General features: G+C 29.1%; 25 protein-coding genes. 22 read left to right on the top strand and 3 right to left on the bottom strand.

The window, feature by feature from the left end:
* Nucleotides 1–4: 4 nt before the first annotated feature.
* Nucleotides 5–742, top strand: coding sequence for a tRNA pseudouridine(38-40) synthase TruA (gene truA, locus HF520_RS05975; RefSeq protein ID WP_168573152.1), 738 nt, complete (start codon nt 5–7; stop codon nt 740–742).
* A gap of 114 nt (nt 743–856) precedes the next feature.
* Here truA and HF520_RS05970 read toward each other — a convergent pair whose 3' ends face one another.
* Together HF520_RS05970 and HF520_RS05965 are read right to left on the bottom strand one after the other, a co-directional pair.
* Nucleotides 857–1,237 (bottom strand): DUF4363 family protein, encoded by a 381-nt coding sequence (locus tag HF520_RS05970; RefSeq protein WP_168573151.1) that lies wholly within the window; start codon nt 1,235–1,237, stop codon nt 857–859.
* 19 nt (nt 1,238–1,256) lie between these two features.
* Nucleotides 1,257–1,913: a DUF421 domain-containing protein gene (locus tag HF520_RS05965; protein ID WP_168573150.1), complete on the bottom strand. Its 657-nt coding sequence runs from the start codon at nt 1,911–1,913 to the stop codon at nt 1,257–1,259.
* 166 nt (nt 1,914–2,079) lie between these two features.
* Here HF520_RS05965 and miaB point away from each other — a divergent pair, with 166 nt between their 5' ends.
* The 8 genes from miaB to HF520_RS15235 all read left to right on the top strand — a co-directional run bounded on the left by miaB (nt 2,080) and on the right by HF520_RS15235 (nt 8,652).
* Nucleotides 2,080–3,510 (top strand): tRNA (N6-isopentenyl adenosine(37)-C2)-methylthiotransferase MiaB, encoded by a 1,431-nt coding sequence (miaB, locus tag HF520_RS05960; protein WP_168573149.1) that lies wholly within the window; start codon nt 2,080–2,082, stop codon nt 3,508–3,510.
* Between the two features lie 235 nt (nt 3,511–3,745).
* Nucleotides 3,746–4,450: a GntR family transcriptional regulator gene (locus HF520_RS05955; RefSeq protein ID WP_168573148.1), complete on the top strand. Its 705-nt coding sequence runs from the start codon at nt 3,746–3,748 to the stop codon at nt 4,448–4,450.
* Between the two features lie 152 nt (nt 4,451–4,602).
* Nucleotides 4,603–4,914 carry a PTS sugar transporter subunit IIB gene (locus HF520_RS05950; protein WP_207711035.1) on the top strand — a complete coding sequence of 104 codons (312 nt, stop codon included), beginning with the start codon at nt 4,603–4,605 and terminating at the stop codon, nt 4,912–4,914.
* A gap of 24 nt (nt 4,915–4,938) precedes the next feature.
* Nucleotides 4,939–6,231: a PTS sugar transporter subunit IIC gene (locus HF520_RS05945; RefSeq protein WP_168573147.1), complete on the top strand. Its 1,293-nt coding sequence runs from the start codon at nt 4,939–4,941 to the stop codon at nt 6,229–6,231.
* A gap of 25 nt (nt 6,232–6,256) precedes the next feature.
* Nucleotides 6,257–7,567 carry a 6-phospho-beta-glucosidase gene (locus HF520_RS05940; RefSeq protein ID WP_168573146.1) on the top strand — a complete coding sequence of 437 codons (1,311 nt, stop codon included), beginning with the start codon at nt 6,257–6,259 and terminating at the stop codon, nt 7,565–7,567.
* An 8-nt stretch (nt 7,568–7,575) separates the two neighbouring features.
* Nucleotides 7,576–8,307, top strand: coding sequence for a chitin disaccharide deacetylase (gene chbG, locus HF520_RS05935; protein WP_168573145.1), 732 nt, complete (start codon nt 7,576–7,578; stop codon nt 8,305–8,307).
* A gap of 11 nt (nt 8,308–8,318) precedes the next feature.
* A complete protein-coding gene (locus tag HF520_RS15240; RefSeq protein WP_243155208.1) occupies nt 8,319–8,429 on the top strand; it encodes a PTS lactose/cellobiose transporter subunit IIA in 111 nt (36 codons plus the stop codon).
* Nucleotides 8,422–8,652, top strand: a complete 231-nt coding sequence (locus HF520_RS15235) for a PTS lactose/cellobiose transporter subunit IIA (protein ID WP_330586333.1) — start codon at nt 8,422–8,424, stop codon at nt 8,650–8,652. The genes HF520_RS15240 and HF520_RS15235 overlap by 8 nt, the downstream gene beginning before the upstream one ends.
* Nucleotides 8,653–8,713: 61 nt before the next feature.
* On the opposite strand, the gene HF520_RS05925 is transcribed toward HF520_RS15235, so the two are convergent.
* A complete protein-coding gene (locus tag HF520_RS05925) occupies nt 8,714–9,325 on the bottom strand; it encodes an NUDIX hydrolase (RefSeq protein WP_168573144.1) in 612 nt (203 codons plus the stop codon).
* A 559-nt stretch (nt 9,326–9,884) separates the two neighbouring features.
* Between HF520_RS05925 and HF520_RS05920 the strand changes: the two genes are divergently transcribed.
* The 13 genes from HF520_RS05920 (at nt 9,885) to fabZ (ending at nt 22,085) form a co-directional block, all read left to right on the top strand.
* The gene (locus HF520_RS05920; protein ID WP_168573143.1) at nt 9,885–10,811 is read left to right on the top strand and encodes an ABC transporter permease; all 927 of its coding nucleotides are present in this window, start codon (nt 9,885–9,887) and stop codon (nt 10,809–10,811) included.
* 16 nt (nt 10,812–10,827) lie between these two features.
* Entirely contained in the window at nt 10,828–11,838 is a 1,011-nt protein-coding gene (locus HF520_RS05915) for an ABC transporter permease (protein ID WP_168573142.1), read from the top strand.
* A gap of 14 nt (nt 11,839–11,852) precedes the next feature.
* The gene (locus tag HF520_RS05910) at nt 11,853–12,866 is read left to right on the top strand and encodes an ABC transporter ATP-binding protein (RefSeq protein ID WP_168573141.1); all 1,014 of its coding nucleotides are present in this window, start codon (nt 11,853–11,855) and stop codon (nt 12,864–12,866) included.
* Nucleotides 12,863–13,846, top strand: a complete 984-nt coding sequence (locus tag HF520_RS05905) for an ABC transporter ATP-binding protein (protein ID WP_330586314.1) — start codon at nt 12,863–12,865, stop codon at nt 13,844–13,846. The genes HF520_RS05910 and HF520_RS05905 overlap by 4 nt, the downstream gene beginning before the upstream one ends.
* 68 nt (nt 13,847–13,914) lie before the next feature.
* Complete coding sequence (locus HF520_RS05900; RefSeq protein WP_168573140.1) at nt 13,915–15,555, top strand: peptide ABC transporter substrate-binding protein; 1,641 nt, start codon at nt 13,915–13,917, stop codon at nt 15,553–15,555.
* A 279-nt stretch (nt 15,556–15,834) separates the two neighbouring features.
* Nucleotides 15,835–16,812 (top strand): beta-ketoacyl-ACP synthase III, encoded by a 978-nt coding sequence (locus HF520_RS05895; protein ID WP_168573139.1) that lies wholly within the window; start codon nt 15,835–15,837, stop codon nt 16,810–16,812.
* Between the two features lie 156 nt (nt 16,813–16,968).
* A complete protein-coding gene (locus HF520_RS05890; RefSeq protein WP_168573138.1) occupies nt 16,969–17,205 on the top strand; it encodes an acyl carrier protein in 237 nt (78 codons plus the stop codon).
* Between the two features lie 24 nt (nt 17,206–17,229).
* A complete protein-coding gene (gene fabK / locus HF520_RS05885) occupies nt 17,230–18,156 on the top strand; it encodes an enoyl-[acyl-carrier-protein] reductase FabK (RefSeq protein ID WP_168573137.1) in 927 nt (308 codons plus the stop codon).
* A complete protein-coding gene (gene fabD, locus HF520_RS05880) occupies nt 18,156–19,106 on the top strand; it encodes an ACP S-malonyltransferase (protein WP_168573136.1) in 951 nt (316 codons plus the stop codon). The genes fabK and fabD overlap by 1 nt, the downstream gene beginning before the upstream one ends.
* Nucleotides 19,107–19,136: 30 nt before the next feature.
* Nucleotides 19,137–19,877 carry a 3-oxoacyl-[acyl-carrier-protein] reductase gene (gene fabG, locus HF520_RS05875; protein ID WP_168573135.1) on the top strand — a complete coding sequence of 247 codons (741 nt, stop codon included), beginning with the start codon at nt 19,137–19,139 and terminating at the stop codon, nt 19,875–19,877.
* A 9-nt stretch (nt 19,878–19,886) separates the two neighbouring features.
* Complete coding sequence (gene fabF, locus HF520_RS05870; protein WP_168573134.1) at nt 19,887–21,122, top strand: beta-ketoacyl-ACP synthase II; 1,236 nt, start codon at nt 19,887–19,889, stop codon at nt 21,120–21,122.
* Between the two features lie 12 nt (nt 21,123–21,134).
* Nucleotides 21,135–21,662 carry an acetyl-CoA carboxylase biotin carboxyl carrier protein gene (gene accB, locus HF520_RS05865; RefSeq protein WP_168573133.1) on the top strand — a complete coding sequence of 176 codons (528 nt, stop codon included), beginning with the start codon at nt 21,135–21,137 and terminating at the stop codon, nt 21,660–21,662.
* The gene (fabZ, locus tag HF520_RS05860) at nt 21,663–22,085 is read left to right on the top strand and encodes a 3-hydroxyacyl-ACP dehydratase FabZ (protein WP_168573132.1); all 423 of its coding nucleotides are present in this window, start codon (nt 21,663–21,665) and stop codon (nt 22,083–22,085) included. It abuts the gene before it with no gap.
* The last annotated feature ends 4 nt before the right edge of the window (nt 22,086–22,089 follow it).

Genomic DNA, 22,089 nt, shown 5'->3' with positions numbered 1-22,089 from the left:
AAAAATGAGAAATATAAAAATGACGGTAGAATATGATGGATCTAGATATAAAGGATTTCAAAGACTTAAAGATAATAATATGACAATACAAGGTAAGATAGAAACTGTATTGTCTAAGATGACAGATGAAACTATAGAAATAATTGGATCAGGAAGAACTGACATGGGTGTTCATGCATATGGACAAGTTGTAAATTTTAAAACTAGTAATAATTATTCTATAGAGAAAATGAAAAAATATTTATATGAATATTTACCTGAAGATATAGTTATAAGGAATATCGAAGAGGTAGAAGATAGATTTCATTCAAGATATAATGTAAAGTCAAAAGTTTACTTATATAGAATTGATAATAATAAATATCATAATGTATTTAATAGAAAATATGCTCATCATGTAGATAAAAAGTTAGACTTAAATCTTATGAGAGAAGGAAGTAAATATTTACTAGGAGAACATGATTTTACAAGTTTTGCATCATCTAAATCTAAGAAAAAAAGTAATATAAGAGAAGTATACTCAATAGATATAAAAGAAAATAATAATATTATTGAAATTTATGTTGAGGGAAATGGATTCTTATATAATATGGTTAGAATTATTACAGGAGCATTAATAGATGTTGGCTTAAAAAGAAAAACTCCTGAAGATATAAAAAAAATGCTAGAATTAAAAAATAGAGCACAAGCATCTGATACAGCACCGGCAAAAGGGTTATTCTTATATAAAGTTAAATACTGATATAATATGTCTCATATATTAGATTGATAATTTGATGTTTTGCCTCTTAGTTAATAACTAAGAGGCTTTTTTTATAAAAATAATAAGATATAGACTTAAATCATTTTTTATTGTTTATAAAATATGATTTAAGTCAAACTTACCAGTTTCTAATATATTATCTAAAGTCTTTTTTATTTTCTCAATTTCCTCAAAAGATTGAGATTTATCTTGAGTATATATAGATTTAGCTAAGATATTAATATATAAACTAATATCATCAAAATAAGTATGATCTAATAATTTATACCAAATTTCTTTTTCATTATAATATTCACTTGATAAGGTTTTTAGTTCTGCTTCCGCCTTTTTCCAATTATTTTCTTCTATATATATTTCAATTTGATCAAATTTAGAATTGTATTTATCAGCAAAATCACCTATTTCATCATTAGTATAAATTCCTAATGAAGTAAATATTACTGTCCATATTAAAACAAAAATTAAAGATCTCATAGGACTTCACTCCAAAATTTTAATTATTTTTTTCTTGAATAAATATTTTGTCATGTTCATCTAATATACATATAAGTACATTTTTATAGCTTTCAATATGATTAGATTTTAGTATTCCCAAAAGCCAATTTTCATCCTTATTAATTGACGATAAGCTTTCTCTTATAATTCTTCCATCAATTATTATGGGTATAGGAAGATGTTTAAAATTAACAGATGGTGTACTATTATAAGTACTATTTGGTACGATACTTAGATTACCATCTCTCTCTAATATTGCATACTGAACATCTCTAATATTAAAAAAGCCTTGAACTCGTAATTGTTCTAATAATTCATCAATACTAATTCTTTCCTTTTTTAGTTGTTTTTGATCTATTTTCCCTTTATTTATTAAAATAGTAGCGCTCCCTGATAAAAAAGAGTTAAACTTGCGGCTTTTTAATGAAATATAAGAAATTAATGTTTGCATTAATACTAATCCTGTTAAAGAAGCTATACCATTTATTAAAGGTATATTATTATTTTCCATGGGCATAGATACTACATCTGCGATTAATAAAGTAATAACTAGATCATACGAATTCATTTCTGCTATTTCACCTTTTCCCATAACTCTTAAGGAAATTAAAATTGATATATAAAGTAAAATACTTCTGACTAAAACTACTAACATTATATTTCTCCTTTAATTAATTATCTTAAGTATTATTTCCAGTTAAGTTAATAAGAATTCATTAATATATTAATAGATTAAAACTAATATCTTTAAATATTCAAACTAATTTGATATAATTATTTTTATATTTAGTAATTTTAAACGTTTTAAGGAGGAATCAACTTTGTCAAAGAGAAAACAAGTACAAGTTCCTATGGAAAAGATAGAGGAACAAGATAGATTTATAGAAGCACTAGCAGAACAAAATTCGAGATACTATGCTATACATCAAGTAAAGCCTAAATATATTATTCAGACTTTTGGATGCCAAATGAATGAGCATGATTCAGAAAAGCTTTGTGCTATGTTAGATAACATGGGATATGAGCAAGGTATGATGGTTGATGAATGTGATTTAATCATATACAATACATGTGCAGTTAGAGAAAATGCAGAACTTAAGGTATTTGGTAATTTAGGACACTTAAAATTAGCTAAGAGAAAAAATCCAGACTTAAAAATTGCAGTATGTGGATGTATGATGCAACAACCTCATGTTGTTAAAGAAATAAAATCCAAATATAAACACGTTGATCTAGTATTTGGAACTCATAATTTATATAAATTCCCTGAATTACTAACTAAATCAATGGAGTCTGAAAATATATTAGTTGATGTTTGGGATGTAGATGGTGAAGTAGTAGAAGGGCTTAAGAGTAATAGAAAATTTGAGTTAAAAGCTTTTGTTAATATAATGTATGGATGTAATAATTTCTGTACTTATTGTATAGTACCATATACTAGAGGAAGAGAGAGAAGTAGAACTCCAGAAGATATAATAAATGAAATAAAAGAGCTTGTTGCTAATGGAACTAAAGAAGTTACACTATTAGGTCAAAACGTTGACTCTTATGGAAAAACATTAGAAAATCCTATGACTTTTGCAGAGTTACTACGAATGGTAAATGAAATAGAAGGATTAGAAAGAATAAGATTTATGACTTCTCATCCAAAAGATATATCGGATGATGTTATATATGCTATAAGAGATTGTGATAAAGTTTGTGAATTTTTACATTTACCAGTACAATGTGGAAGTAGTTCATTATTAAAAGTAATGAATAGACACTATACTAAGGAACAATATTTAAATATAATAGATAAAGCTAAAAAAGAAGTTCCAGAAATAGCATTCTCAACAGATTTAATGATAGGTTTTCCAGGAGAAACAGAAGAAGATTTATTAGATACTATAGATGTAGTAGAAAAAGTAAGATATGATTCTGCATTTACATTTATATACTCTAAAAGAAAAGGAACTCCAGCTGCAGAAATGGAAAACCAAATACCTGAAGATGTTAAACATGAAAGATTTAACAGAGTTTTAGAAAAGGTAAATAAAATCACAGGAGAAATAAATCAAAGCTATTTAGGAAAAACTGTTGAAATTTTAGTTGAAGGTAAGAGTAAGACTGATGATAATAGATTTATGGGAAGAACTAGACAAAATAAGCTAGTTAATTTTGACGCAAAAAGTGAAAACTTAGTAGGTAAGTTAATTAATGTTCAGATAACTGATGCTACGGGATTCTCTTTAATAGGTAAAGAGATATAATTACGATAGTTTAGATTTATTTGTGCTTTTAATTAAATATTGAAATAATAAAAAGGTATTGATTAAAATTCAATACCTTTTTATTATTCAAATTTATTTTAATGATATTATTTTATAAATAATTTATTTAGATTAAAAAATAGTTGATAAATAAGATAAAGTGGTTTATTTTAAATGTATATATATTTTTTATATAAAAATATACATTTATAATAAATATAAAGGAGAATAAATAATGAAAGAACCAATATATAAAGTTATAGAAAATTATGTTAAAGAATTAATAAATTCAGATAAACTTAAAAAGGGAGATTTAATTCCTTCAGAAAATCAATTAAGTGAAGAGTTTAATGTAAGTCGTATGACTGTCAGATCTGCTTTAAATAATTTAGTTAAAGATGGATACATTAGTAGGCAAAGAGGTGTAGGAAGTATTGTGATTGGAAGTAGAATTTATGATAATATATCAGCGATTAGTGGCTTTACTAAGGAAATGAATAGAAAGGGGTATGAAGTATCTAATATTTTACTTGAGTTAAACATTGTGCAAGCTGATGAATTATTGTCTAATAAGTTAAATATAGAAGTAGGAGACAATATATGGGAAGTAAAAAGAGTAAGATTAGCTGATAATAGGAAGGTATCTTATATGATTACATATATGCCTGTTAAACTTTTCCCAAATTTAAATGAAGATTATTGTAAAAAATCCCTATATACTTTTGTAGAAGAAATATGTGGACTAAAAATAGCTTTTTCAGAAAGAGAAGTTCAGGCAATAATTTCAGATGAAGAAATAATGGAGAGTTTAGAATTAGATACTCCACAAGCAATATTGTATATAAGCCAGGTTTGTAGGCTTCAAAATGGAGAAATATTTGAATACTCACATACATATCATAATGGTTACACTTTAACATTAAATGCAGTATCTGAATAGTAATAAAATATGAAAAGTATTGTTGCAAATGTATATACATTTAATCTATAATAATAGTAAGAAGCAAATGTATATACATTTGATAAAAATATATATATGACAACAGGAAATGACATAAATGAGGGAGTATAAAGTGGAGGGAGTGAAGAAAAATGATAAAAATAATGTTGGCGTGTTCAGCAGGAATGTCTACGAGTTTATTGGTTACAAAGATGGAAAAGGCAGCAAAGGAAAACGATATAGAGGCTAAAATATGGGCTATATCAGAAGTGAACTTAAAAAATGAAATTGAAAAGTGTGATGTTTTACTTTTAGGACCTCAAGTTAGATACATTATAGGTAAAGCTACTGAAATGGCAAAACCTTATAATATTCCAGTTGAAGTTATAAATATGATGGACTATGGAAAATGCAATGGGAAGGCTATTTTAGATAGAGCTATGGAATTATATAATAACAAATAATTAATAATGTTATGGGGGATAATTATGAATAAGTTTATGGAAATTGCTGCTAAAATTGGCTCACAAAGACACTTAGTTGCAGTCAGAGATGCATTTATTGCGATGATACCGATAACAATGGTAGGTGCATTAGGAACTTTGATAAATAACTTACCATCAGAGGGGTATAAAGCTTTTATGGCAAATATATTTGGAGAAGGATGGACTTCTTTTGGTGGAAACCTATGGTGGGGATCTATAGCAACAATGGCAATTTTCCTAGTTATAGGAGTTGCATACTTTTTAGCAAAATCATATGATGAAAATGGATTTCAAGCAGGAATAATAGCTCTTAGTATATTTTTCATATTAGCACCTCAAGTTGCTACATTTACTCCAGAAGGAGCTTCAGAAGCTGTAACTGGATGGGGATTCATACCTAAACTTTACACAGATACAACTGCATTATTTACAGCTATAGTAATAGGTTTGGGTTCTGCAGAAATATTTGTAAGACTGTCTAGAATAAATAAATTAGCAATTAAAATGCCAGAGGGAGTACCTCCAGAAGTTGCAAGATCATTTGCTAAATTAATTCCAGGAATGTTAACTATAGCTATATTTACTTTTTTAGGAATATTTATATCAAAAGTTACAGATGGCAAATTCTTGACTGATATATTAAATACCTATTTAGGAAAACCTTTATCTAATTTTGCAGATAGTTTAGGATTCACAATGTTAATTGCATTTTTAGTACATTTTCTTTGGATATTTGGATTACATGGTGCTAATATAGCATTACCATTTACTGAAACAATACTTATGAAGCTAGGTGGAGATAATGCAATTTTAGTTGAACAAGGTGCAACAGAAGGTTTCCATGTTCTTGCAGGATCATTCTTTGATGCATTTGTATATTTAGGTGGATCAGGAATGATTTTAGGATTAATAATAGCATTATTAATTGCAGGTAGAAGACGTAAGGAAATGATAGCTTTAGGTGGACCACCAGCAATATTTAATATAAGTGAACCTGTAATATTTGGTCTACCAATAGTTTTAAACCCTATATTTATGATACCGTTTGTACTTGCACCGGTTGTTTGCTCAGCAATAGCATATCTAGCTATTGATTTTGGAATAGTAGCTCCAGTAATAATGCCTAAAATACCATGGGTAACACCACCAATATTAGGAGGTATTATGGCTACTGGACATTGGAGTGGTGGTGTATTAGCGGCAATAAACTTAATAATATCAGTACTTATATACTTGCCATTTGTTACTATTTCAGAAAAAATGGAGGCAAAGAAGGCAGAAAAGTCTGCTAATTAAATAAGTAATAAGGGCGGTATATTATATGGGAAAAGGATTGAAAGTAGTTACAATTGGTGGAGGGTCTAGCTATACCCCAGAATTAGTAGAAGGGTTTATAAAAAGGCATAGAGAGTTACCTGTTTCTGAGTTATGGCTCGTTGATATAGAAGATGGAAAAGAAAAACTAGAGATAGTAGGAAATCTAGCAAAAAGAATGGTTAATAAATCTGGCGTAGATATGAAAATACATCTTACATTGGATAGGAAAGAAGCACTTGAAGGTGCAGACTTTGTAACAACACAGTTAAGAGTAGGCCTTTTAGATGCTAGAATAAAAGATGAAAGAATTCCTTTATCTCATGGTGTAATTGGCCAAGAAACTAATGGTGCAGGAGGGCTATTTAAAGCCCTTCGCACTATACCTGTCATATTTGATATATTAAATGATGTTGAAAAGTATTGTCCAAATGCTTGGGTGATAAATTTTACTAATCCTACAGGGATAATAAGTGAAGCTGTATTTAGATATACAAAATTTAAGAAATATATTGGATTATGCAATGTTCCTATACATCTAAAAAATGATATTGCTAAGCTGTTTAATTCAGATAGTAATAGAATAAGTATGGATTTTGCAGGTTTAAATCACATGGTTTATGGACTTAATGTATTTTTAGATGGGGAAGATGTTACAAAAGAAGCTATTAGTAGATTTGTTACTTCAGATGTCACTATGCAAAATATAAAAGCAATAGAATTTAATTCAGACTTTATAAAATCATTAGGTGTAATACCTTGTCCATATCATAGATATTACTATAAGACTAAAGAAATGCTTGAGGATGAGATTAAAGAATTTAAAGAAGGTAAATGTAGAGGTGAAGTAGTTAAAGAGTTAGAAAAAGAATTATTTGAATTATATAAAGATAAAAATTTAGACACTAAACCTTCGCAACTAGAAAAAAGAGGAGGAGCTTACTATAGTGATGCTGCATGTAATTTAATTAGTTCTATATACAATGACAAAAAAGATATCCAAGTTGTAAATACATTAAATAATGGTGCAATTAGAGACTTTAAAGATGACCAAGCTGTAGAAATTAGCAGTATAATAACTAAAAATGGACCTAAGCCATTATCAATAGGGTATTTACCTGAATCAGTTCATGGGTTAGTTAGCCAAATTAAGTCGTTTGAATTACTAGCTGCTAAAGCGGCTGTTACAGGTGATTATAATGCTGCACTTTTGGCGCTATGCATAAATCCTCTTATACCGTCTGATGAATTAGCTAAAACTATATTAGATGAGATGCTAAAAGCTCATAAAGAATATCTTCCTCAATTTAGAAAGTAGGTAATGATATGACCAAGCTTATAATAAATGCAGATGATTTTGGATATAGTGAAGCTGTAAATTATGGTATAATTTCAGCTCATAATAATGGAATTGTAAGCTCAACAACTATGATGGCAAACATGCCTGGTGTGGAGCATGGAGTAAAGCTTCTTAAGGAAAATCCATCTTTAAGTTGTGGAGTACATTTAACTATAAGTTGTTATAAGCCTCTATTGCAAGACTTAAAAAGTATAATAGATGAAAATAGTAACTTTTACAGAGGAATAACCAATCAACTCTTAGAAAAAATGGATTTAGATGAAGTATATAGAGAGTTTTGTGCTCAAATAGAAAAAGTGAAAAATTGTGGTATAAATATATGTCATTTAGATAGTCATCATCATGTGCATACTTTAGAAGGACTTAAACCTGTAATTGAAAAGATTTTAGATAAATATAATTTACCTATTAGAGGTGGATTTGAATACAAAATGGATTATAAAAAAGTAGTAAGACTTATAGACACTTTTTATAAGGAAAATGTTGGAGAGGATTATTTTATAAATAATATAGATAATATAAAGAGTTATGATATATCTGATATAATGTGTCATCCTGCTTTTTTAGATGACTTTATATTAAACTCTACTTCTTATACTACCTATAGAACAAAAGAGCATAAAATACTTACTTCGAATGAAGTGAAACAATTTTTAGAAGAAAATAATATTGATATTACGAATTATAGACATATTTAGGGGGAAGTACTATGGATGATAAGATGATAGAAATATCTTTTGGAATAATTGGATTTTCAGGAGATGCTAAAGGTATGGCCTATGAAGCTATAAGAGAATCTAAAAAAAGGAAACATAAGTAAAGCAAAAGAACTTATTATAGAGTCTAAAAATACTATACAAAATGCTCATAAATATCAAACTGAATTAATTCAAAATGAAGCAATGGGTAATAAAACTGAAATGAGTGTAATCTTAGTTCATTCACAAGATCATTTAATGGACGCTATAAACTTTCAACAATTAGCAGAAGAGTTTATAGATGTATATGAGAGATTAGAAAAAATAGAAAGTAAATTATACTAATTTTGAATTCTTTATATAAATAACCCTATATAATCTCATTTATATAGGGTTATTTATATGTTTAATCATTTAGGACTTTAAGAAAGTTTTCTAATATTCTTGCAGTGATACCCCAGATAACGTAGTTATTATATTTATAAAAAATTACAGGATAATTGCTTTCTTGAAACTTATAATTTTCCTTATTAGGAATTATTTCATAAGGAAATTCATCATCAGGTATAACTTCAAGCTTATTTTTATAATAAGTTGGCTTATTTTCTAATAAATAAGTTATAGGTACTAAAAAAGTGTGGTCAACTTCATCTGAATTTATATTTAAATTCTCTATACTATTTAAAATTCCAACATAAGGATGAACTATTAAATTCATATGAGTTATAAGTAAATCTAGTTGAGATATAACTTCTATATTATCTTTTGATGTCCCAATTTCTTCACAAGTTTCTCTTATAGCTGCTTCTAAAGGGGTTTCACCATTTTCTATTTTCCCGCCAGGAAAAGAAATTTCACTTGGTTGTGTTCTTAAATTTTTAGACCTAACTTCAAATAATATATAATAAGAGTTATCCTTTTTCACTATAGGAACTAAAATAGAAGCTCTTTTCATACTTTCAAATCCATTTATATAAGGTTTATAATTTTCAAATTTATTTTTTATAATTTTTAACATTTTGACTCCTCCTTTGTTTGAATTATTAAAAGAAAGTATATACAACTATTATATATTATATTGTTATAATTAGTGAAAATTAATGTAAGTTGTTAAATTATAAAAAATATTATATTAAAATTGTAAATGAATAAAATTACATTTGATATTAAATAAAAGTAGATATGAAGTAAGTTATAAATAATAAACAATGAAAAGTATTGTATTAAATTTTAAAAAAATGACAATGGAAAAGTATAAATTGCATTTTATAAAAAATTATGAATTGATATTTATATTTATAAAATAAAGCATATTGTTTTTAAATATAATTTTAATATATGTAAAATAAATAAAACTCTTTAAAAATATGGTGTATAAAATGATCTTTACTTTAATAAGTTTAAATTAACATAAAATTTTTTATAGATTGACTTTTGAAGGGATGTAAATTAAAATGTATATAACTTAATCATATGTATCATAATTCTAAAAAATTAGATAATTATTAAATGATAAGGTTTATAGTGTAGGTATAGGTAAAAAGGGAAAATCACAAATTTAAAAAGGGGGAAAAAAGATGGATACGGCAAAATATATTTTTAAACGTATATTGATGGCTATATTTACTATATTTATAGCAGCAACTATTACGTTCTTTTTAATGAAACTAGTCCCAGGAAGTCCTTTTGCTTCAGAGAAAACAAATGAAATAGCTCAGCAAGCATTAAATGAAAAGTATGGATTAGATAAGCCTGTATTAGTTCAATATAAAATTTACTTACAACAATTATTAGAAGGCGACTTAGGAGTAAGTTATAAGCTTCAAAAAAATGTACCAGTCACAAAAATAATCAAAGAATCTTTCCCTATATCTGCTAAAATAGGTGTAATGTCAATAATATTCGCATTATTAATAGGAATACCTTTAGGGTGTGTATCAGCACTAAAAAGAGGTAAATGGGAGGACAGTGTAATACGTGTAGTATCAACATTAGGTATAGCAGTGCCTTCCTTTGTAATAGCAACTGCATCGATGTTAATTTTTGCAATAGAACTAAAATTATTACCGACATATGGATTAAGTAAACCATCTAGTTACATTTTACCAGTATTTACTTTAGGATTTTATCCTATGTGTTATATAACTAGACTGATGAGATCAAGTATGCTTGACTCTTTAGGTCAAGATTATATCAGAACAGCAAGAGCAAAAGGTATGTCTGAATTTGTAGTTACATTCAAGCATGCATTAAAGAACTCTTTAATACCAATAATCACTTATTTAGGTCCTTTAGTAGCATTTACATTAACTGGAGGATTTGTAGTTGAAAAAGTGTTTAATATTCCTGGTCTAGGAAGATACTTTATAAAAGCAATAGATGCTAGAGATTATAACCTGATAATGGGAATGACTGTATTCTTAGCAGCTTTTATAATAGTCATGAATCTAGTATGCGATATCTTATATAAGCTAGTAGATCCTAGAATTAAGTTAGATGAATAGGAGGGGTATATCTGTTATGATTTTAGAAAACAGCAAAAATTTTAATTGTGAAATAGAATTCTCTCCAGATGATTTCAAACCAGTTACGAAAGAGCAGCAAAAAAGCTTAATTACTATGGGCGAAAATACTAGTTACTGGAAAGATGCATGGAGAAGATTAAAAGAAAATAAAATTGCAATGATATCATTAGTTGTAATTATATTATTTATAGGATTTGCATTTATAGGACCTTATTTAAGTCCTTATACATATGATCAACAAATTAGGGGGCATGAAAATTTAACTCCTTGTTTAGCTCATCCATTTGGAACGGATAAATTAGGTAGAGATTTACTTGTAAGAACAATGGTTGGAGCTAGAATATCTTTAATAATTGGTATTGGATCAGCTCTTATAGTACTAGTGATAGGTTCTATTTATGGAGCGGTATCTGGATTACTTGGAGGTAAAGTTGATGCAGCTATGATGAGAATAGTTGAAACTATATACTCTTTACCAGATATGCTAGTTATAATATTATTAAGGATTGTTTTACACGAACCACTAACAAAAGCTTTTGACTCTGGTCATTCGCTTGGAGTACTTCAAACCTTAGGGCCAGGTATTTTAGCCATGTTTATAGTGTATGGTCTATTATATTGGGTAGGTATGGCAAGAATTGTCAGAGGTCAAGTATTACAATTAAAAGAGATGGAATATGTTAATGCAGCAAAGGCACTTGGTGCAAATAATAAACGCTTAATAATGAAGCATTTACTTCCAAACTGTATAGGACAATTAGTTGTAACTACAATGTTACAAATACCATCGGCTATATTTACTGAGGCTTTTCTAAGTTTCTTAGGTATAGGTGTAAGTAAGCCACTTGCAAGTTTAGGATCATTAGCATCTGATGCTTTAGATGGAATTTCATCATATCCATATAGATTAATGTTCCCTGCAGCAGCAATAAGTATTATAATATTAGCATTTAACTTATTTGGAGATGGTCTAAGAGATGCTCTTGACCCAAGATTAAAGAAATAAAGGGGGAGAATTTAATGGAGAAAACAAAGAATGATGTATTATTAAATGTTGATGAACTAGAAGTCTCTTTCTTTACTCATGCAGGTGAAGTTAAGGCAGTTCGTAAAGTTTCTTATGATTTAAAGTATGGAGAAGCAATGGGAATAGTAGGTGAGTCTGGAAGTGGTAAATCAGTATCGTCATATGCCCTTATGGGTATAATTCCCGAGCCAGGTAAAATAATTAGTGGAAATATTAATTTTGAAGATAAAAATATAACTTCTTTATCTGAATCAGAGATGTTAAAGCTAAGAGGGAAAGATGTAGGGATGGTTTTCCAAGATCCTATGACTTCTCTGAATCCTGTTTTTACTGTAGGAAGCCAAATTGACGAAAGTTTAAAAAAACATACTAATTTAGATAAAAAACAAAGAAAAGAAAGAATAATAGAGTTATTTGAACTAGTAGGTATAAATCAACCAGAAAAGAGACTTAATCAATATCCACATGAGTTTTCTGGAGGGATGAGACAACGTGTTGTGATAGCTATGGCACTTGCATGTAATCCGAAATTACTAATAGCAGATGAACCTACAACTGCTCTAGATGTTACAATTCAAGCTCAAATAATTGAGTTGCTAAAGGAACTAAAGGAAAAAATAAGCATGTCTATCATATTTATAACTCACGATTTAGGTGTGATTTCTGAAATTTGTGATAAGGTAGCTGTTATGTATGCAGGAAATATAATCGAAAGAGGAAGCATTGATGATATTTTCTATAATCCTAAACATCCTTACACTTTAGGCTTACTAAAATCTATACCTAAAATAAATAATGATGATCATGAACGATTAATTCCTATAGAAGGTAACCCTGTAGACCTAATTAATCCTCCAAAAGGATGCGCATTTGCTCCTAGATGTGAGTATTGTATGAATATATGTATGGAAAAAATACCTCCTGTTTATCATGTCGAGGATGGGCATGAAGCTAGTTGTTGGTTAATGGTAAAAGAGGAATATGAAAGGGAGGTAGCAGCATTATGATGAATGAATCAAAAAATGACAACTTAATAGAAATAGTAGGATTAAAAAAATACTTCCCCGTAAAAGAAGGTCTTTTTAAAACCAATTATGTTAAAGCAGTTGATGATGTTACTTTGCATATAAAAAAAGGGGAAACATTAGGTCTTGTTGGAGAAAGTGGTTGTGGTAAAACAACACTAGGAAGAACAATATTAAGACTTCATGAACCTACTGAAGGAAAAATTATCTATGATGGAGAAGATATAACAAAGGTTGACATGTTACAGTATAGGAAAAAGATGCAAATAATTTTCCAAGATCCATATGCATCATTAGATCCAAGAATGACTGTTGGAGATATTATAGGTGAACCATTAGATATCCATAAATTATATAGTAATAAAAAAGAAAGACAAGAAAAGATTTATAGTTTACTTGAGACAGTTGGATTAAATAAAGAACATGCTAATCGTTTTGCACATGAGTTTTCAGGGGGACAAAGACAAAGAATCGGTATAGCAAGAGCTCTTGCTGTTGATCCGGAGTTTATAGTATGTGATGAACCTATATCAGCTTTAGATGTATCAATACAAGCTCAGGTAGTAAATATGCTAGAAGATCTACAAGCTGAAAGAGGATTCACATATCTATTCATAGCTCATGATTTATCAGTAGTAAAACATATAAGTAATAGAATTGGAGTAATGTACTTAGGTCATTTAGTAGAGTTAACTGATAGTAATGAATTATATAAAAATCCTATGCATCCTTATACTCAAACTCTACTTTCAGCTATTCCAATTGCTGACCCAAAAACTAGTAGAGCCAGAAAACGTATAGTATTGGAAGGGGATATACCTAGCCCGTTAAATCCACCAAGTGGATGTACATTTAGAACTAGATGTCCATATGCAACAGAAGAATGTAAAAATTCAGCACCAGTATTAAAAGAATATAATAATGGTCATTTTGTTGCATGTCATAATATAGACAAATTTTAAATTATATTAGATATATAATTACCAAGGGTATTATATAAAAATTAAATAATGAGGGGGATTAAAATAGTATGAAGATACTAAAATTTAAGAAGAAAATTGCAGTAATTTTAGCTTCAACTTTAGCACTATCAACAGTACTATCTGGATGTAGTAGTTCAGGAACAGATTCTGGAACTGGATCATCTGATGGATATGAAATCAATGTAAATGTAGGACCAGAACCAGAAAGCATAGACCCTGCAAAGAATACAGCAGTGGACGGTGGTACATTAATAAACCACGCTTTTGAAGGGTTAATGAAATTAGATAAGGAAGGAAATATTGTTGAGGGTCAAGCTGCAAAAGTAGAGGAAAGTGAAGATAAAACAGTTTATACTTTCACAATACGTGATAATGCCAAATGGTCAGATGGTCAGCCTGTAAAAGCAGAAGATTTCGTTTATTCTTGGCAAAGATTAGTAAATCCAGATACAGGTGCAGATTACAACTATATGATAGATATGGTTGCTAATGCAAAGGATATAATGGCTGGTAAAAAAGATCCTAAAGAATTAGGTGTAAAAGCTATAGATGAAAAAACATTAGAAGTAACATTAGAAACAGCTACACCATATTTCTTAGAGGTTTGTGCATTCCCAGCAACATACCCAGTAAGATCTGATATAGTAGAGGCAAATCCTGATACATGGTCTACTACTGAAGATACATATATTGGTAATGGACCTTATGTTTTAAAAACTTGGGAACATCAATCTAAGATGGTTTATGAAAAAAATGAAAATTACTATGATGTAGAAAATTTAGGACCAGATGTAATAAACTTTGTGCTTATGGAAGATAAAAACACAATGTTAGCAGCATTTAAAAACGAAGAAATTTTATTTGCAGATGATTTACCTTCTGAAGAAATAGAAGCAATGAAAGATAATGGTCTATATATAGAAGAACAATTAGGTACTTATTTCTTATGCCTTAATGTAAAAGAAAAAGGGTTAGATAATGTTAAGGTAAGACAGGCTCTTTCTCTTGCTATAGACAGAGATTTTATAGTTGAAGAGGTTGCTAAAGGTGGTCAAATACCTGCAGATGGATTTGTTGGTATAGGTCTTACAGATGTAGATGGAGAAACTAAATTCCATGATAAATCAGAAAAATGGTATGATTTAGAAGATTACAAAGGTAATATTGAAAAAGCTAAGCAACTTCTTAAGGAAGCTGGTTATGAAAATGGAAAAGGACTTCCAACTATAGAATTAATGTGTAACCCAGGACATGAGCCAATAATGGAAGCAATACAAAATATGTGGCAAGAAAATCTTGGTTTAAATGTAACTATATCTTCTCAAGATTGGAACGTATTTATTGATACAAGAAATAAAGGTGATTATCAAGTTGCACGTCATGGATGGTTAGCTGATTACAATGATCCAATATCATTCTTAGATATGTGGGTAACTGATGGCGGAAATAATGATTCTCAATGGTCTAATGCTGAATATGACAAATTAATTTCAGAAGTAAAATCTTCAACAGATCAAGAGGAAAGATATGCTAAGATGCATGAGGCTGAAAATATTCTAGCAGAAGAAACGCCAATAATACCACTTTACTATTATACTGATTTATACTTAAAATCAGATAAGTTAGAAGGATTCTACACTAATCCATTAGGTTTTAAATACTTTATGTATAGTTCTATAACTGAATAGTTAATGAAAAGATGATTTGTAGAAGTTTTCTTCAAATCATCTTTTTTATTATAAATAATTATTAGAAATCAAAGTATATTTAACATAAAGTTTTTAATTTAAATGTAATAATATATAAAAAAATATTATTATTGGAAAAATAGTTGACTTTTTACTTTGTATATAATATATTTTGATTATCGAATAAATAATTTTAAACCAATTAGGTTTAAATTATTTTTTTGATAATATATCTTGATTTTCAAATTATAATAAGATCAAAATAATGAGGAGAAATTTATGAAAGAAGTAATTATAGGAGGTGTTGGAAAATATACTCCTTCTAGAAAAGTAACCAATGAACAACTTAGCAATATGGTGGATACAAATGATGAGTGGATACGTTCTAGAACTGGAATACAAAGTAGATATGTATCATCAGGAGAGGATACTTCTAATATGGCTGCTCGTGCAAGTCTAGATGCCATAAAAGATGCTAATATATCAATTCAAGATATTGATCTGATAGTTGTTGCAACTTGTACTCCAGATATGTTTACACCATCTACAGCTTGCTTAGTTCAAGGTATTATAGGTGCAGAAAATGCAGTAGCCTTTGATATAGGCGCAGCTTGTTCTGGATTTATCTATGGACTTAATGTTGCTAAATCACTTATGATTACAAATAATTATAAAAATGCAATAGTAGTTGGAGCAGAGAATCTTTCAAAATCTATTGATTGGAAGGATAGATCTACATGTGTATTATTTGGAGATGGAGCTGGTGCAGTCGTTTTATCCATTAGCGATACAAAAGGTATAGGACATTCATTCTGCAAATCAGATGGTACTAAATGGGATGCTATAACAATAGAAGGAAATGATTTAGATAGTCCTTTTGTAAAAGATAAAATAATTAGAAATTCCAAGTTAAAGATGAAGGGTAATGAAGTATTTAAATTTGCAACTTCAACTATTGTCAAATCTATAAACAAAATCTTAGAAGATAATAATTTAAATATAGAAGATATAGACTATATAATACCTCATCAAGCTAATACAAGAATTATTGATTATGCTGCAAAAAAATTAAAACTTCCAATAGATAAGTTTTACATAAATATACATGAATATGGAAATACATCTGCAGCATCAATACCAATTGCTATAAGTGAAATGCATGAAAAAAAACTATTAAAAAAAGGCAATAAAATTATATTAGTCGGTTTTGGAGCAGGTCTAACTTATGGAGCTACTTTAATTAACTGGGCTATATAAATGAAAATTTAAATTAATAAAAAAGGAAAGTTTAATTCTAAATATATAACTAAGATATAACTAAGATTAATTAAAAGTTTAGAAGTAATAAAAGGTAATAAATAAAAAACTGAAGTTTAACAAAAATAATAATTTAAATTTATGGAGGAAAATAAAATGATATTTGAAAAATTACAAGAAATAATGGAAGAAAACTTATCAATAGAAAGAGATGAAATAACTTTAGAAAGTACATTTGAATCATTAGGTATAGATTCATTAGATACATTCCAATTAGTTATAGAAGTTGAAGAACAATTTGGAATAGAAGTTGAATCACCAGAAAACTTAAAGAGTATTAAAGATGTAGTAAATTACATAGAAGAAAAAACTAAAGAAAAAATAAACTCTTAAGATCGTAAAGTTACAGGAGGATTTATGAAATATACAAGGATAACAGATTTACTTAATATAGAATATCCAATTATTCAAGGTGGTATGGCTTGGATCTCAGATGCAAAATTAGCTGCAGCAGTTAGTGAAGCAGGTGGTCTTGGAATAATTAGTGGAGTAGGATCTACTGAAGATGTTAGAAGTGAAATACAAAAGGCTAAATCGCTTACTAATAAACCATTTGGCGTTAATATAATGCTTATGGGAAAAAATGTTGATGAAATAGCTAAACTTGTATGCGAAGAAAAAGTAGCTGTAGTAACTACTGGTGCTGGAAGTCCTAGTAGATATATGAATGAATGGAAAAAAAATAATATAAAAGTAATACCTGTTGTCCCTTCTGTAGCAATTGCAAAAAGAATGGAAAAATTCGGTGCAGATGCAATAATAGTTGAAGGGATGGAAGCAGGAGGTCATATAGGCCAACTAACTACTATGAGCCTTGTACCACAAGTAGTAGATGCTGTTGAAATTCCAGTAATAGCAGCAGGAGGTATAGGAGATGGTAGAGGCATAGCAGCGTCTCTTATGCTAGGTGCTTGTGGAGTTCAAATGGGAACAAGGTTCTTAGTAGCAGATGAATGTAAGGTTCATGAAAATTATAAAAATAAAGTTATAAATGCAAGAGACATAGATACTGAAATAACTGGAGTATCAACGTCACATCCAGTTAGAGTATTAAGAAATAAATTAACTAGAGAATATTTAAGATTAGAAAAGTCTAATGCAGATACAAGTGAAATTGAAGCTTTAGGAAAAGGAGCTTTAAAAAAAGCTGTAATAGATGGAGATGTAGATAATGGAAGTGTAATGGCAGGACAAATTGCTGGACTTATTAAAGAAAAGCAAAGTTGTAAAGAAATTATTACTGAACTAATAAACGAACTAGAAGAAGCAATTAGGAGGGTATAATGAGCAAAAATATAGCATTTCTTTTTCCAGGTCAAGGATCTCAATATATAAATATGGGAAAAGAGCTTTATGAAAATATAGAAGAATGTAAAAATATATTTGATAAAGGTCAAGAAATATTAGGTATGCCCATAAAGGAATTAATATTTGAAGGTTCAAATGAAGAGCTGACAAGAACTAAAAATAGTCAGCCGGCAATACTTCTTACTTCATTAGCTTGTCAAAAGGCTTTGGAGCTTGAAGGAATTAGTGCTGATTATACAGTTGGATTATCACTAGGCGAATACGGAGCGTTAATATACTCAGGTGTACTTTCTTTTGAAGATGGATTACGACTTATAAAGAAAAGAGCTGAAATAATGGACTCTGCAGTAAGTTCTGAAGAGGGTACTATGGCAGCTGTACTTAAATTAAGCGAAGAAAAAGTTCAAGACTTAATAAACAGAGCTAGTAAATTCGGATTAGTTGAGGGTGCTAACTATAATTGTCCAGGTCAGGTTGTAATTTCAGGGGAACATGAAGCTATAAAACAAAGTGTAAAAATTGCTAAGGAACTAAAAGGCATTGCAATTCCTCTTAAAGTTAGTGGACCTTTCCATAGTTCTATGTATGAAAAAGCAAGTCATGAATTTTACAGAGAGCTTGAAAAGGCAAATATAAATTGTCCAACAAAGACAGTATACTCTAATGTTAAAGGTGAACCTTATGAAAAAGAAGATGATATAAGGGAATTATTAAGATTACAAATAATGTCACCAGTACTTTTTGAAAAAAGCATAAGAGATCTTATAAATAAAGGTGTTGATACTTTTATAGAAGTTGGGCCTGGAAAAACATTAAGTGGGTTTGTTAAAAAGATAGATAAAGAAGTAAATGTTTATAATGTTGAAGATATTAAATCTCTAAAAGAAACTGTATGTAATTTAAATCTTATAAAAGCTAATATATAGATTATTAAGATTTAAAAAGGAGGAAGTTAAATGTTAAAGGGAAAATGTGCTGTAATAACTGGTGCATCAAGAGGCATTGGTAGAGAAATAGCATTAAAATATGCTAAAGAAGGTGCAAACATTGTACTTAACTATAGAAAAAGTGAAGAAGAGGCACTTAAGTTAAAAGAAGAACTTGATAAGCTTGGATCTAAAACTTTGATTGTCAAAGCAGATGTAAGTAAGTTTGATGAAGCTGAGCATCTAATAAAAGAAGCTAAAAATACTTTTGGTAAAATAGATATTTTAGTTAATAATGCAGGTATAACAAAAGATACTTTAATAATAAGAATGAAAGAAGAAGATTTTGATAGTGTAATAGAAGTGAATTTAAAAGGGGCATTTAATTGTTTAAGAGCAGTATCTCCTATAATGGTAAAGCAAAAAGAAGGTAAAATAATAAATATGTCTTCTGTTGTTGGTGTTATTGGAAATGCAGGGCAAGTAAATTACTCAGCATCAAAAGCAGGAGTTATTGGAATGACAAAATCTTTAGCTAGAGAAATCGGAAGTAAAAACATAAATGTAAATGCAATAGCTCCAGGGTTTATAGATACAGATATGACTAGAATATTAAGTGAGGATCAAAAGAAGAATATAATTTCTCAAGTTCCACTTAAAAGACTTGGCCAAGTAGAAGATATTGCAAATCTTGCCGTATTCTTAGGCAGTGATAAATCTAATTATATAACAGGTCAAGTAATTCATGTCGATGGCGGAATGGCAATGTAGGAGGAATTTATGAGTAGAAGAGTAGTTATAACAGGAGTAGGGGCAGTAACCCCTATTGGTAATAATGTAAATGAATTTTGGGAAAATGCTAAAAATGGTAAACTAGGAATTGATTTTATAAAATCTATAGATACAGAAAATCTAGATGTAAAAATTGCTGGAGAAGTAAAAGATTTAAGAGTTGAAGATTACTTAGATAAAAAGGAAAGCAGACGACTTGATAGGTTTACGCAATATGCGCTTATAGCAAGTGAAGAGGCTATAAAAAATTCAGGTCTTAACATAGATGAAGTTGATAAAAATAAGTTTGGAGTAATGGTTGGTTCTGGGATAGGTGGATTCCATACTCATGAACATGAGTTTAGTACCTTATATAATAAGGGACCTAAAAGAATATCTCCAATGTATATACCTATGACAATAATAAATGCAGCTGCAGCTAATATTGCAATAAAATATAATGCTAAAGCTACTTGTACATCAGCGGTTACTGCATGTGCAACAGGAACAAATAATATCGGTGATGCTTTTAGATATATAAAGCATGGTTATGCAGATGTAATGATAAGTGGTGGTTGTGAATCTTCTATAACACCTATCGCAATAGCAGGATTTAATAATATGAGGGCATTAAATTCTAATAATGACCCACAAAGAGCTTCAATACCTTTTGACAAAGATAGAAGTGGCTTTGTAATGGGAGAAGGTGCAGGAATTTTAGTTATGGAAAGTTTAGACCATGCCTTAAATAGAAATGCAAATATACTATGTGAAATTGTTGGGTATGGATCAACTTGCGATGCATACCATATAACATCTCCAGATCCAGAAGGAGAAAGTGCATCTAAGGCTATGGAAAATGCAATATGTGAAGCTAATATTAGACCTAATGAGGTTTCCTATATAAATGCTCATGGGACATCTACACCTTATAATGATTTATTTGAAACAAGGGCAATAAAGAAAGTATTTAAAGAAGATGCTAAAAATATACCTATATCATCAATTAAATCAATGACTGGACACTTATTAGGTGCAGCTGGAGCTGTAGAGTCAATTGCTTGTATAAAAGCTTTACAAGAAGGATTTATACCTCCAACTATAGGTTATAGTGAAAGTGAAGAGGAATTAGATTTAGATTATGTACCTAATGTAGGAAGAAAATGTAATTTAAAGTACGCCATAAATAACTCATTGGGTTTTGGTGGACATAATGCATCACTTTTATTTAAAAAGTGGGAGTAATTGGAGGTAAATATGAATTATAGTGAATTAAAAGAGCTTATAGAATTAATTAATAACTCTGATTTATCTTATTTTGAAATGCAAGATGGAAAAGAATATATAAAAATGGATAAGTCTATTTCTAGAAATTATACAAGTGCATCAAATGAGGTAATTGATTCTAGAAGTCTAAGTAAATTAGCTATTACTGATATAGATGATAATTTACAATTAGAATCACCCAATACACATTTATTAACATTAGATGGTAATTTAAATAATATAAATAAAGATAAGGATAAAAATTCAAATGAAGATGATATTGAATTTATAAAGTCTCCTATAGTAGGAACATTTTATGAGTCTGTATCTCCTGATTCAGAACCTTTCGTAAGTGTAGGACAAAAAGTCAGCAAGGGAGAGGTTGTATGTATAATTGAAGCAATGAAGTTAATGAATGAAATTAGTGCAGAGTTTGATTGTGAAATTATAAGTATATCAGGTGAAAATGGAAAAATGGTACAGTATGGAGATCCATTATTCAAGATAAGGAGAATATAGATGTTAACTGTAAAAGAAATAAAAGATATTTTACCACATAGATATCCTTTTTTAATGATAGATAGAGTTGAAGAAGTAGTAGAATGTAAAAGTGCTAAGGGATATAAAAATGTAACTATTAATGAAAATTTTTTCAATGGACATTTTCCAGAGTATCCTGTAATGCCTGGAGTATTAATACTTGAGGCTCTTGCTCAAATGGGAGCTATATGTATACTATCTACGGAAGACTTTAAAGGTAAAATAGGATTTTTAGTTGGTGCAGATAAAGTTAGATGGAAAAAACAAGTAATGCCAGGAGATAGACTAGATTTAGAAATAGAAATAACAAAGCTAAAAGGTAGCATTGGAGTTGGAAAAGGGAAAGCTAGTGTAGATGGTAAAATAGTTTGCGAAGGTGAGATAATGTTCGCTATTGGGTAGGTGA

Source organism: Romboutsia sp. CE17, from assembly GCF_012317385.1.
Taxonomy (GTDB): Bacteria; Bacillota; Clostridia; order Peptostreptococcales; family Peptostreptococcaceae; genus Romboutsia_E.
The sequence above is the reverse complement of the archived record's forward strand: the minus strand, read 5'-3'. Positions and strand labels throughout refer to the sequence as shown.